Here is a 10,745-nt window from a genome sequence, read left to right on the forward strand (position 1 = left end):
GCCGCGTTGAGGCAGCGGCCGCGGGCGGTGCGGGCGATCATGCCGATCTGGATGAGGTACGGCTCGATCACTTCCTCGATCGTGTCGCGCGGCTCGGACAGGCCGGCGGCGAGCGTCTCCACGCCGACCGGGCCGCCCTTGTAGATGTCGGCGATCATCATGAGGTAGCGGCGGTCCATCGCGTCGAGGCCGAGCGCGTCGACCTCGAGCCGGGTGAGCGCGGCGTCGGCGGCCTTGGCGTGCACCACCGTCTCGCCGAGCACGTTGGCGAAGTCGCGCACGCGGCGCAGCAGGCGGCCGGCGATGCGCGGGGTGCCGCGCGAGCGGCGCGCGATCTCCGCCGCGCCGTCGGGGGCGATGTGGAGGTCGAGCAGGTTGGCGGCGCGCGTGACGACCTTGGTCAGCTCCTCGACCGTGTAGAATTGCAGGCGCACGGGGATGCCGAACCGGTCGCGCAACGGGGTGGTGAGCAGGCCCTGGCGCGTGGTCGCGCCGACCAGGGTGAAGCGCGGCAGATCGATGCGCACGCTGCGCGCCGAGGGGCCCTCGCCGATCATGAGGTCGAGCGCGCGGTCCTCCATCGCCGGGTAGAGCACTTCCTCGACCGCGGGCGCGAGGCGGTGGATCTCGTCGATGAACAGGACGTCGCCGTCCTCGAGGTTGGTGAGCAGCGCGGCGAGGTCGCCCGACTTGGCGATGACCGGGCCGGAGGTAGCGCGGAACCCCACCCCCATCTCACGCGCGATGATCTGGGCGAGCGTGGTCTTGCCGAGCCCGGGCGGGCCGAAGAACAGGACATGGTCGAGCGCGTCGCCGCGGGTGCGGGCGGCGTCGATGAACACGCGGAGATTGTCGCGCGCGGCGCGCTGGCCGACGAACTCGTCGAGCGACTTGGGGCGCAGCGCGGCGTCGACGTCCTCGGGGCGGCGCGCGGCGGTGAGGATGCGGTCGGGGTCGGTCACTTCGCCGCCTTCCGCAACGCCAGCCGCACCAGCGCGTCGAGGCTCGCCCCGGCGCCCAGCTCGTCGCTCGCGGCGTTGACCGCGGCGCTCGCCTCGGCCGGCTTGAAGCCGAGGTTGAGCAGCGCCGAGACCGCGTCGTTCGCGGCGCCGCTCGCCGGGACGGCGGCCCCCGCCCCGCCGCCGAGCGCGATGCCGCCGGCCTTGTCCTTGAGCTCGTTGACGATGCGCTGGGCGAGCTTCGGCCCGACGCCATTGGCGCGCGCGATCATCGCGGCGTCGGCGCGCGCGACGGCGGTCTGCACCTCGGCGGGAGAGAGGATCGAGAGGATCGCCAGCGCGACCTTGGCGCCTACCCCCTGCACGCCGGTGAGCAGGCGGAACCAGTCGCGCTCCTCGGCCGAAGCGAAGCCCATCAGGCGGATCGAATCCTCGCTCACCAGCATCTCGGTATGCACCGTCACGAACTCGCCGAGGCTACCCAGCGCCGCCAGCGTCCTGGCCGAGGCGCCGACGAGATAGCCGACGCCGTTCACGTCGATCACCGCATGGTCGATGCCGGTCGCTGCGAGATGGCCGTTGAGATGCGCGATCATGGCCGGTACATAAGCGGAACGCCGGGAGCGAGGAAAGCGGAAAAGGCAACTATCCGTTTACTTCGCCGTCATGGGAGCCTCGACACCGCCCGCGCGCTCGCGAGGTGGTGCGCATGGCAGATCGCCACCGCGAGCGCGTCGGCGGCATCGGCGCCGGCGATCTTCGCGCCGGGGAGCAGCCGCGCGACCATCGCATGGACCTGCGCCTTCTCGGCGGTGCCGGTGCCGACCACCGCCTTCTTGACCAGCCGCGGGGCATATTCGCCGACCTCGAGCCCGGCGCGCGCCGCCGCGGCGATCGCCACGCCGCGGGCATGGGCGAGCTTGAGCGTCGATTGCGGGTTGGAGTTGACGAACACCTCCTCGACCGCGGCAGCATCAGGCGCATGATCGGCGATCAGCGCCGCGAGTTGCCCGTCGAGATGCGCGAGACGGCGCGGCAGCGATGCCTTGGCATCGGTCTTGAGCTGGCCGTTGGCGAGGTGCGAGAGGCGGTTGCCCTCGGCGCGGATCAGCCCCCAGCCGGTGGTGCCGAGGCCGGGGTCGAGGCCCAGGATGATCATCAATACCAGGCTTCGAACTGCGGATCGGTGTCGCCGGGCACGTCGCGGAGGTGGCGTGGCAGGCTGGCGCGGAGCAGCTGCTGCCAATTCTCCACCGGCCAGGCATTGCTCTTGCACCGCAGCGTCGCGAGATCCCGGCCGCCGCGGCTGACATGGATGCCCGACCATTGCTTGCCCGGGATCTCGGTATATTGGCCGCCCACGCCCCAGAAGACGAGATAGTGATGGTCACCGCGGGTGAAGCGCAGATGCTCCTGCGAGCCCCCGCCCCCGCCGACCACGCCGCCGCGATGGACGTTGCGCCAGTCGCGGTCGCTGGCGATGTCGATCTGCGGCCGGCCCGGCGGACCGAAGCGGTAGCTGACCGTGCCGCGCCCCGCGCAGACGCTGCCCAGCGCCTTGCCGAAGCGGCAGCCGTAGACCGTCTTCTCGCCCGCGCGGCATTGGCTGGCCGGCGCGGCGGGAGCAGCGGTCGATGGCGCGGCAGCGGGCGCCGCCAGCGCCAGCGACAGCCCGGCAAGGAGAATGGTGCGCATCGGCCCCTCCGCAAACGCGTGTCGTGCGAGCGGTATCGCGCGGAAACCGGCGCGCGGCTAGCCCAGCTTCTCCATCACCGCGTCGGACACTTCGTAATTGCCCCACACGGTCTGCACGTCGTCATCGTCGTCGAGCGTGTCGATCAGCTTGAACAGCGTCGCGGCGTCGCTCTCGTCGACCTCGACCATGGTCTGCGGACGCCAGGCTAGCTTGGCGCCCTCGGCCTCGCCCAGTATCGGCTCGAGCGCCTTGGCGACCTCGTGCAGGTCGGCCTGCGCGGTCCAGATCTCATGGCCGTCCTCGCTCGAGGTCACGTCCTCGGCGCCGGCCTCGAGCGCGGCCTCGAACACCTTCTCGGCGTCGCCCGCGGTTGCGGGATAGTTGATCAGGCCCATCCGGTCGAAGCCATGGCTGACCGAGCCCGAGGCGCCGAGATTTCCGCCGTTCTTGCTCACCGCAGTGCGCACGTTGGTGGCGGTGCGGTTGCGGTTGTCGGTCAGCGCCTCGATGATCAGCGACACGCCGCCGGGACCGAAGCCCTCGTAGCGGATTTCCTCGTAATTCTCGCCGTCACCCTTCGTCGCCTTGTCGATCGCGCGCGCGATATTGTCCTTGGGCATCGACTGCGCCTTGGCGGCATTGACCGCGGCGCGCAGGCGCGGGTTCATGTCGGGATCGGGGGTGCCCATCTTCGCCGCGACGGTGATTTCGCGGCTGAGCTTGGAAAACATCGCCGAGCGCTTCTTATCCTGCGCGCCCTTGCGGTGCATGATGTTCTTGAATTTGGAATGGCCTGCCATGGACGGTCTCTGTGGAGTTGCGTGGCGTCTCTAGGCGAGAGGCGGGGCGTGGTGCAATGCCTAGCCGTGCTCCTGCGAAAGCAGGACCCTAGAGTCACAAGCTGCTGCGTGAAGTCACTCTGGGCTCCCGCTTTCGCAGAAGCGCAGGGATGCTCAAGCCCCGCTCACGCTGACCGCGGTGCCCGAGGCGGAGACCATCAGCATCGAGCCGCCCTTGCCGATCACCTCGTAATCGAAGTCGATCCCGATCACGCCGTTGGCGCCGAGCGCGCGCGCCTCGTCCTTGAGCTCGTCGAGCGCGGTCTTGCGCGCTTCCTTGAGCGGGCGCTCATAGCTGCCCGAGCGGCCGCCGACGATGTCGCGGATGCCGGCGAACAGGTCGCGGAAGATGTTCGCGCCGATGATCACCTCGGCCGTCACGATGCCGTGATAGCGCGTGACGGCGTGGCCCTCGACGGTGCTGGTGGTGGTGAGAATCATCAGGTGAATTCCTTGTGCGGATCAGCTTCGCGGATCCGGGTTGCGGCACCGGCCCGCTCCCCACCCGGCCACCCATAGATACTGCCGTTGGGTGGCCGGGTGGCGGAGCTGGCCGGTGCCGCGTCAGCGTAGCTGACCCAAGGAAATCACGCCATTCCCAAGGCCGCGCGATAGGTCTCGAGCAGCGCGTCCTGCTCGTCGAGCTGATGCTTCTCCATCTTCCGCAAGCGGATGATGGTGCGCATGATCTTGGCGTCGAACCCGGTCGCCTTGGCCTCGGCATAGACGTCCTTGATGTCGTCCGCGATGCCCTTCTTCTCTTCTTCCAGCCGCTCGATCCGCTCGATCAGAAGGCGCAGCTGCTCGGCCGAAATCGAGTCGCTCATTCCCCGCTCCATCTATGGTGAACGGGCGCGTTTAGCGGCTGCGGGCGGGGGTGCAAGGGGCGTGCGGCGGATCGCTGTGGATAGCCGCGGACGGGCGATGACCTGCCCCATTACCTCCGACGTAATTGGAATGATTCGGCGGGCCGGCGAAATTGCAGGCACCGCGGCGGAGACGCCGCATCGACCGCAAGGAGATTTGAGATGATCCGCTTTCCGCTCACCATCCGCCAGGCGCTGACGCTCGATTTCGTCGCGACCGGGGCGACCGCGCTGCTCGCGCTGACCGGCGCCGGCTTCACCGCCGGGCTGACCGAGCTGCCCGAACCGCTGCTGCGCGGCGCCGGCATGGTCCTCGTGCCGTTCCTCGCGCTGGTCGCGGCGATGGCGGCGAAGCCGAAGCGCGGCGGCGTGGTCGCGGTGATCGCGCTCAACATCGCCTGGGTCATCGCGAGCATCGTGACGCTCGCCTTCTTCGTCAGCCCGAATGCGCTGGGCTATGCCTTCGTCATCGTCCAGGCGCTGGCGGTGGGCGTGTTCGCGGAGCTCCAGATACTGGCGCTTCGCAATGCGCCCGATCCCGCTTATGCCTAGGCCCCACAGGCCCGCGGGAGCCTCCCGCGGGCTGAAACGGGGGATGGAGCAATGGCAAGGCGCGATTGGCTGACATTGCCGCAACTCGCGGGCGGCGCGGATCTCGCGCTGCTCGCCACGCGGCTGGTGGTGGGCGCGTTCCTGATCTTCGGGGTGTGGGACAATATCGCCAGCGCCGAGCGCATGGCCGAGTTCGAGAAGTTCCTGACCCTCAAGGGATTCGCGATGCCCGGCCTGATGGCGCCGCTGTCGGTGTGGGCGCAGTTCCTGGTCGGCGTGGCGTTCATCGCGGGCTTCGCGACTCGCTGGGCCGGCCTGATCTGCGCGTTCAACTTCGTCGTCGCCTTGGTGATGGTCGACGCGCCGCTCGGCATCCGCCCGGCGTTTCCTGCGGCAGCCCTGGTGCTGTTCGGGCTGATCTCCGCCACCATCGGTGCGGGAAGGTTCGCGCTTGATGCGATGCTGACGAAGGGGGCGGCATCCCGAAAGGGATGGCGCGAGTGACGGGGCTCGAACCCGCGACCTCCGGCGTGACAGGCCGGCGCTCTAACCAACTGAGCTACACCCGCTTGGCCTCCGCGCCGTAGCGCAGTCCCTTGCGAGAGCGCGGCACCTAGACGGGCGGTCCGGGGCTGTCAACCGCCCTTTCGTCCCCTTCGACGCGATTGAAGTTCGCGCGTGGCGGCGGCGGGTTTCCGCCCGCCACCAGCGTGCCGTGCTCGAACAGGAATCCGGCGATGTCGGGCTTGCCTGCGGCGTTGAGAACGGTCTGGACGATGATCAGCAGCGGCACCGCGAGCAGCGCGCCCGGCGTGCCCCACACCCAGCCCCAGAAGGACAGCGAGATCAGGATCAGGATCGGGTTGATCGTCAGCCGCCGCCCGACGATCAGCGGGGTCACCAGGTTCGCCTCGATCAGATGGAAGGCGATCATGATCCCCGCGGGCAGCAGCGCCGTCCACACGTCCTGGTAGGTCATCAGCCCGCCGAGCGCGAGCAGCATCGCCGCGAAGATCGGGCCGAGATAGGGGATGTAGTTAAGCAAGGCGACGATGCCGCCCCACATCAATGGCGTCGGCATGCCGATCAGCCACAGCGCCCCCGCGACGAGCAGCCCGAGCGACACGTTGATCGCGGTGATCGTGCCGAGATAGGCCGAGGTGTCGTCGACCACATCCTGGATCACGCGCGCGGTCGCCATCGCGCCGCCGAAGCTGTGGCGGCTGGTGATCGCCTTGCGCCGCAGCCGGGTCCAGCCGGAGAGGAAGAAGAAGATCACCAGGATCGCGAAGAACATCTCGATGAACGCCGCCGGGGCGGATGTCGCGGCGAGCTCCAGGATCGAGCGTGGCGGCGATTCCGCCGCGGTCTCCGCCGGGCGGATCGGGCGCGACGAAGCCAGATCCTGGATCGTCTTGTTCACGAACGATTCGAGGTTGGCGTAGAAGTCGATCAGCGGCTTCACGTTCGACTGGATGTTGTCGATCCGCTCGGGAAGGATCGACAGCCAGCCCCACGCCGGCACCACGATCGAGGCGAGCGCGGCGTTGGCGGCGACGAGGAACAGCAGCACGCAGGTGAGCGAGGCGAGCGGCGCGGGCACGCGGCGGCGCTCGAGCCATTCGAGCACCGGCACCAGCGCGATGGCGATGACGATCGCGGCGGTGAGCGGCAGGAAGAAGGGCGAGCCGGCGCGCAGCGCAAAGGGCAGCGCCAGGAACAGCCCCGCCCCGATCATCAGCGTGAGCGCGGCGAGCAGGCGGTCGCGGCGGTCCTGCGCCTCGGCCTCGCTCGCCGCGGCGGGCACCAGCGGTTCGAGCGGCGGCGCGGGCTGCGAGACCGCTCCCTCTTCCCGCTCCGTTGCGATGCCCTGCCCCTCGACCAAGTTTCGTCCGCCTTTCCAGTGGCTTTCTAGCGCGATTTTGACGCTCGCGTAATCCCGGCCGGAGCAACGATTGACGGCAGCTGTTCGAAGGGAATCCTCCCCGCCAGCGGGAGGATTGAAACCACATGGCGTTCCGCCCTAGCGTGCCCGGCATGGGTGAGAAACTGCTGGTCATCGACGAAGGCACCACCTCGACCCGGGCGATGCTGTTCGCGCCCGACGGGACGTGCCTGGGAAGCGAATCCGCCGAACTCACGCAGCATTATCCGGCGGCGGGACTGGTCGAGCACGACGCTGCCGAGATCTGGGACAAGACGCTGCGCTGCGCGGCCGCGATGGTGGCGGAGGCGGGCGGCGCGGACGCGATCGCCGCGATCGGCATCACCAACCAACGCGAGACATTGGTGTTCTGGGACCACACCACCGGCGAGCCGCTGGCGCCCGCGATCGTGTGGCAGGACCGGCGCAGCGCGGCGATCTGCCGCCAGCTCAAGGAGGCGGGCGAGGAACCAGGCGTGCAGGCACGCACCGGGCTGCTGCTCGACCCCTATTTCAGCGGCACCAAGATCGCGTGGGCGATGGCCAATTGGCCGCGGCTCAAGGAGGCCGGCGAGCGGCTGGCGATCGGCACGATCGAGAGCTGGCTGGTGTGGAAGCTCACCGGTGGCCTGCATGTGACGGACGCCACCAATGCCTCGCGCACGCTCCTCATGGGCCTCGGCAGCGGCGGGTGGAGCGATGGCCTCATCGACCTGTTCGGCGCGCCGCGCGCCGCCCTGCCCGAGATCGTCGATTGCGCCGGGCGCTTCGGCGAGACGACATTGTTCGGCGGCTCGATCGCGATCTGCGGCATGGCCGGCGACCAGCAGGCGGCGACGATCGGGCAGGCCTGCCTGGCCAAGGGCGACACCAAGGCGACCTATGGCACCGGCGCCTTCGTGCTGACCAACGCCGGCGAGCGCCAGCCCGTGTCCAAGCACCGGCTGCTCTCGACCGTGCTGTGGCAGCTCGGCGGGCGGCGCACCTATGCGATCGAGGGATCGGTGTTCGTCGCGGGCAGCGTGGTGAAGTGGCTGCGCGATTCGCTCGGGCTGATCGGGAGCGCGGGCGAGACCGAAGCGTTGGCGCGGTCGGTCGCGGACAATGGCGGCGTCTATTTCGTCCCCGCGCTCACCGGCCTCGGCGCGCCATGGTGGGAGCCCGAGGCGCGCGGCGCGATCAGCGGGCTCAGCCTCGCCAGCACACGCGCGCATGTCGTGCGCGCGGCGCTCGAGGCGATGGCGCACCAGAGCCACGACCTGAAGACCGCCTTCGCCGCCGACGGCTGCGACTGGGCGAGCTTGCGCATCGACGGCGGAATGGTCGCCAACGACTGGATCGCGCAGGACCTCGCCGATGTGCTCGGCGTGACGGTCGAGCGGCCGGGCTTTACCGAGACGACGGCGCTGGGCGCGGCGATGCTGGCGGGCGTGGGGTGCGGCATGTTTTCGGGGCTCGAGGAAGCAGCCGGGATGCGCGGCGCGGTGAAGGCGTTCCAGCCGGGCATGGAGGCCGCGGCGCGAGAAGCGCGGCTGGAGGGGTGGAAGGCGGCGGTTGCGGGGGTGGTTGGCTAGAGCCATGACCACCCCCCTGGTCATCCCGGCCTTGAGCCGGGACAAAGGCTGCCTTCACGCCAGTTCGTCGTAGAGATCCCGCCAATCCGGATTGCCCCGCTCGATCAGCGCGAACTTCCACTCGCGACGCCAGCGTTTGACGCGCTTCTCGTGCGCGATGCACGCGGTGATGTCGTCCGTGAACTCGGCCCAGACGAGGCGAAGCAAACCGCGTTCGGCACAATAGTCCGATCCGGTACCGGTGCGGTGCTGGTGCACGCGAGTCGCCAGATGGGCTGTGACACCCGTGTACATCGTGCCGCGGTAGCGGTTGGCCATGATGTAGACCCAGCCGCCTTTGGTCTCGCGATCCATTTCGGGAGTGAAAGGTGAACCCGGCTCAGGATCAAGCCCGGGATGACGAGATTGGTCAGATATGGACCGATTCCACAGCGGTCGCGTCCACACTTCGTCACCCCGGGCTTGACCCGGGGCCGGGCTGCTTTCCTTTGGTCGAGGAGAAAAGAAGAAGCCCTGTCCCGGCTCAAGGCCGGGATGACGATGCGGGTTTAGGCCTGGACAACGATGGGAGACCGCTAGGCGGCCGCCTCCTCCGCGAACAGCGCCTTCAAGTCCTTCTTCAGAATCTTGCCGTTCGCATTGCGCGGCAGCGTATCCTTCACGAAACGCACCGCGACCGGCACCTTGAACGCCGCCAGCCGCTCGCGCACCCAGGCCTGGAGCTCGGCCTCGCTCGCATGCGTGCCGGGCGCGAGATGGACCACCGCGACCGGCTCCTCGCCCAGCGTCTTGTGCGGGATGCCGATCAGCGCCGCGTCGGTCACCGCGGGATGGGCGTAGAGCACGTCCTCGACCTCGGACGAGTAGATGTTCTCGCCGCCACGGATGATGATGTCCTTGGCGCGGTCGACGATGTACAGGAATCCCTCCTCGTCCAGCCTGGCGAGGTCGCCGGTACGGACCCAGCCGTCGACGAAGCACTCGGCGGTCGCTTCCGGCTTGTTCCAATAGCCCTTCACGATCATCGGGCCTCTCGCCCACAGTTCGCCGACCTCGCCCAGCGGCAGCTCGCCTGCGCCTTCGGGGTCCATGATCTTGAGTTCGGCGACAGGCACCGGCGGGCCGGCGCTGGTCGGGCGGTTGAGATAGTCCTCCGACGAATGCTGGGTGACCGTCGCCATCGTCTCGGTCATCCCCCAGCCATTGCCGGGCAGCGCGCCGAATTCGGTGTAGATGCGCTTGACCAGCTCGGGCGCCGAGGGCGCGCCGCCATAGGAGATCGCCTCCAGGCTCGATAGGTCGTATTTGTGGCGGTCGGGATGCTCGAGCAGCTGCCAGGCGATCGTCGGGACGCCGCCGGTCAGATTGACCTTCTCGCGCTCGATGATCGCCATCGCCTCAACCGGATCCCATTTTCGCATGAAGACGAGCGTATGCCCTGCGGCCAGCGCACCCATCAAGCTGGCGGAGCAAGCGGTGACATGGAACAGCGGGATCACCAGCAGGCCGACGCGCGGCTGCGGCGGAGGCGGCATCTCGCCCCGCCGCAGATAGGCGCGCGCGGCGCAATAGGCGCTCGACAGGATGTTGGTGGCGAGGTTGCGATGGGTGCCGAGCGCGCCCTTGGGATTGCCGGTGGTGCCGCTGGTATAGAAGATCGTCGCGTCGTCCTCTGGCGCCAGTTCGGGATCGGCGGGGAGCGGCAGGTCGGGCAGCCCCGCCCAGTCCATCGGCGCGCCGATCAGGTCCTCCAGCCGCTGCGTGCCTGCGGGCAGTTCGCCCCGCGCGCGGCTGACGATCACCTTGCGCAGCGCCGGCAGCGCGGCGAGGTGCGGCGCGATCCGCTCGTAGCGCTGGCCGTCGGTGAACAGCACGCTGCTGCCCGAATCGGCCAGGCCATATTCGAGCTCGCCGCCCGTCCACCAGGCGTTGAGCGGCACCAGGATCGCGCCGAGGCTGACCGTGGCGAAGAAGATCACCGGCCATTCGGGCAGGTTGCGCATCGCCAGCGCGACGCGGTCGCCCTTCTTCGCGCCCATCTCCCGCAGCCTCGTCGCGAGTTGCGCGACGGCGCGGAAATTCGCCTCGAAGCTGACGCGCTCGTCCTCATGGATGGTGAAGAGGCGGTCGCCATGCGCGCGCGACAGCTGGACCAGGGCGGCGAGATCGGGCGGCGCGTTCTTCCACACGCGGGTTGGCACGCCGCGAATCGCGACCTCGTCCATCTCGAGCGGCTATGTACTTCGAAGGCCCGGTCGCCGACGCTGACCAGCGCACTGCCGCAACGCATGGTGTCGGCCTGCGCGCTCGCGCAGGCAAGGTAGAGCAGGGGGGC

At 69.0% G+C, this 10,745-nt stretch carries 13 protein-coding genes and 1 tRNA gene; 3 read left to right on the forward strand and 11 right to left on the reverse strand.

Going from position 1 to position 10,745, the window contains the following annotated elements; genetic code table 11:
* From ruvB to ABDV68_RS15480, 7 genes are all read right to left on the reverse strand, one after another.
* On the reverse strand, positions 1–962 hold a 962-nt coding region (ruvB, locus tag ABDV68_RS15450; protein ID WP_343520995.1), incomplete at its 3' end, for a Holliday junction branch migration DNA helicase RuvB.
* Positions 959–1,555, reverse strand: coding sequence for a Holliday junction branch migration protein RuvA (ruvA, locus tag ABDV68_RS15455; protein WP_343520996.1), 597 nt, complete (start codon positions 1,553–1,555; stop codon positions 959–961). The genes ruvB and ruvA, both read right to left, overlap by 4 nt.
* Positions 1,556–1,623: 68 nt before the next feature.
* Complete coding sequence (ruvC, locus tag ABDV68_RS15460) at positions 1,624–2,118, reverse strand: crossover junction endodeoxyribonuclease RuvC (RefSeq protein WP_343520997.1); 495 nt, start codon at positions 2,116–2,118, stop codon at positions 1,624–1,626.
* Complete coding sequence (locus tag ABDV68_RS15465; protein ID WP_343520998.1) at positions 2,118–2,654, reverse strand: hypothetical protein; 537 nt, start codon at positions 2,652–2,654, stop codon at positions 2,118–2,120. Before ABDV68_RS15465 ends, ruvC begins: the two co-directional genes overlap by 1 nt.
* A gap of 57 nt (positions 2,655–2,711) precedes the next feature.
* Positions 2,712–3,455 carry a YebC/PmpR family DNA-binding transcriptional regulator gene (locus tag ABDV68_RS15470; RefSeq protein WP_343520999.1) on the reverse strand — a complete coding sequence of 248 codons (744 nt, stop codon included), beginning with the start codon at positions 3,453–3,455 and terminating at the stop codon, positions 2,712–2,714.
* A 153-nt stretch (positions 3,456–3,608) separates the two neighbouring features.
* Positions 3,609–3,935: a heavy metal-binding domain-containing protein gene (locus ABDV68_RS15475; protein ID WP_343521000.1), complete on the reverse strand. Its 327-nt coding sequence runs from the start codon at positions 3,933–3,935 to the stop codon at positions 3,609–3,611.
* A gap of 146 nt (positions 3,936–4,081) precedes the next feature.
* A complete protein-coding gene (locus ABDV68_RS15480) occupies positions 4,082–4,321 on the reverse strand; it encodes a DUF2312 domain-containing protein (protein WP_294077763.1) in 240 nt (79 codons plus the stop codon).
* Positions 4,322–4,522: 201 nt separating this feature from the next.
* On the opposite strand from ABDV68_RS15480, the gene ABDV68_RS15485 reads away from it, so the two are divergent.
* Both ABDV68_RS15485 and ABDV68_RS15490 read left to right on the forward strand, forming a co-directional pair.
* Positions 4,523–4,912 carry a hypothetical protein gene (locus ABDV68_RS15485; RefSeq protein ID WP_343521001.1) on the forward strand — a complete coding sequence of 130 codons (390 nt, stop codon included), beginning with the start codon at positions 4,523–4,525 and terminating at the stop codon, positions 4,910–4,912.
* 51 nt (positions 4,913–4,963) lie between these two features.
* Positions 4,964–5,416 carry a DoxX family protein gene (locus tag ABDV68_RS15490; protein ID WP_343521002.1) on the forward strand — a complete coding sequence of 151 codons (453 nt, stop codon included), beginning with the start codon at positions 4,964–4,966 and terminating at the stop codon, positions 5,414–5,416.
* Here the strand turns inward: ABDV68_RS15490 and ABDV68_RS15495 are convergent.
* Together ABDV68_RS15495 and ABDV68_RS15500 are read right to left on the reverse strand one after the other, a co-directional pair.
* Positions 5,405–5,481: transfer RNA gene (locus ABDV68_RS15495), tRNA-Asp, on the reverse strand. The two genes, ABDV68_RS15490 and ABDV68_RS15495, sit on opposite strands and share 12 nt — an antisense overlap.
* A 44-nt stretch (positions 5,482–5,525) precedes the next feature.
* Positions 5,526–6,722, reverse strand: a complete 1,197-nt coding sequence (locus ABDV68_RS15500; protein ID WP_343521006.1) for an AI-2E family transporter — start codon at positions 6,720–6,722, stop codon at positions 5,526–5,528.
* Positions 6,723–6,949: 227 nt separating this feature from the next.
* On the opposite strand from ABDV68_RS15500, the gene ABDV68_RS15505 reads away from it, so the two are divergent.
* On the forward strand, positions 6,950–8,410 hold the full coding sequence (locus ABDV68_RS15505; RefSeq protein WP_343521003.1) for a glycerol kinase: 1,461 nt from the start codon (positions 6,950–6,952) through the stop codon (positions 8,408–8,410).
* 54 nt (positions 8,411–8,464) lie between these two features.
* On the opposite strand, the gene ABDV68_RS15510 is transcribed toward ABDV68_RS15505, so the two are convergent.
* Both ABDV68_RS15510 and ABDV68_RS15515 read right to left on the reverse strand, forming a co-directional pair.
* The gene (locus tag ABDV68_RS15510; RefSeq protein WP_343521004.1) at positions 8,465–8,764 is read right to left on the reverse strand and encodes a GIY-YIG nuclease family protein; all 300 of its coding nucleotides are present in this window, start codon (positions 8,762–8,764) and stop codon (positions 8,465–8,467) included.
* A 221-nt stretch (positions 8,765–8,985) separates the two neighbouring features.
* Positions 8,986–10,635 (reverse strand): class I adenylate-forming enzyme family protein, encoded by a 1,650-nt coding sequence (locus ABDV68_RS15515; protein WP_343521005.1) that lies wholly within the window; start codon positions 10,633–10,635, stop codon positions 8,986–8,988.
* Between the last annotated feature and the right edge of the window lie 110 nt (positions 10,636–10,745).

This window comes from Sphingomonas sp., from assembly GCF_039595165.1.
Classification (GTDB): domain Bacteria; phylum Pseudomonadota; class Alphaproteobacteria; order Sphingomonadales; family Sphingomonadaceae; genus Sphingomonas.

What these genes read in the sequence shown, in the direction of transcription:
- ABDV68_RS15475 (WP_343521000.1), bottom strand. Translation starts at nt 3,935, where the DNA reads ATGATTCTCACCACCACCAGCACCGTCGAGGGCCACGCCGTCACGCGC.
- ruvA (WP_343520996.1), bottom strand. Translation starts at nt 1,555, where the DNA reads ATGATCGCGCATCTCAACGGCCATCTCGCAGCGACCGGCATCGACCAT.
- ABDV68_RS15510 (WP_343521004.1), bottom strand. Translation starts at nt 8,764, where the DNA reads ATGGATCGCGAGACCAAAGGCGGCTGGGTCTACATCATGGCCAACCGC.
- ABDV68_RS15490 (WP_343521002.1), top strand. Translation starts at nt 4,964, where the DNA reads ATGGCAAGGCGCGATTGGCTGACATTGCCGCAACTCGCGGGCGGCGCG.
- ABDV68_RS15470 (WP_343520999.1), bottom strand. Translation starts at nt 3,455, where the DNA reads ATGGCAGGCCATTCCAAATTCAAGAACATCATGCACCGCAAGGGCGCG.
- ABDV68_RS15485 (WP_343521001.1), top strand. Translation starts at nt 4,523, where the DNA reads ATGATCCGCTTTCCGCTCACCATCCGCCAGGCGCTGACGCTCGATTTC.
- ABDV68_RS15515 (WP_343521005.1), bottom strand. Translation starts at nt 10,635, where the DNA reads ATGGACGAGGTCGCGATTCGCGGCGTGCCAACCCGCGTGTGGAAGAAC.
- ABDV68_RS15505 (WP_343521003.1), top strand. Translation starts at nt 6,950, where the DNA reads ATGGGTGAGAAACTGCTGGTCATCGACGAAGGCACCACCTCGACCCGG.
- ruvC (WP_343520997.1), bottom strand. Translation starts at nt 2,118, where the DNA reads ATGATCATCCTGGGCCTCGACCCCGGCCTCGGCACCACCGGCTGGGGG.
- ABDV68_RS15480 (WP_294077763.1), bottom strand. Translation starts at nt 4,321, where the DNA reads ATGAGCGACTCGATTTCGGCCGAGCAGCTGCGCCTTCTGATCGAGCGG.
- ABDV68_RS15465 (WP_343520998.1), bottom strand. Translation starts at nt 2,654, where the DNA reads ATGCGCACCATTCTCCTTGCCGGGCTGTCGCTGGCGCTGGCGGCGCCC.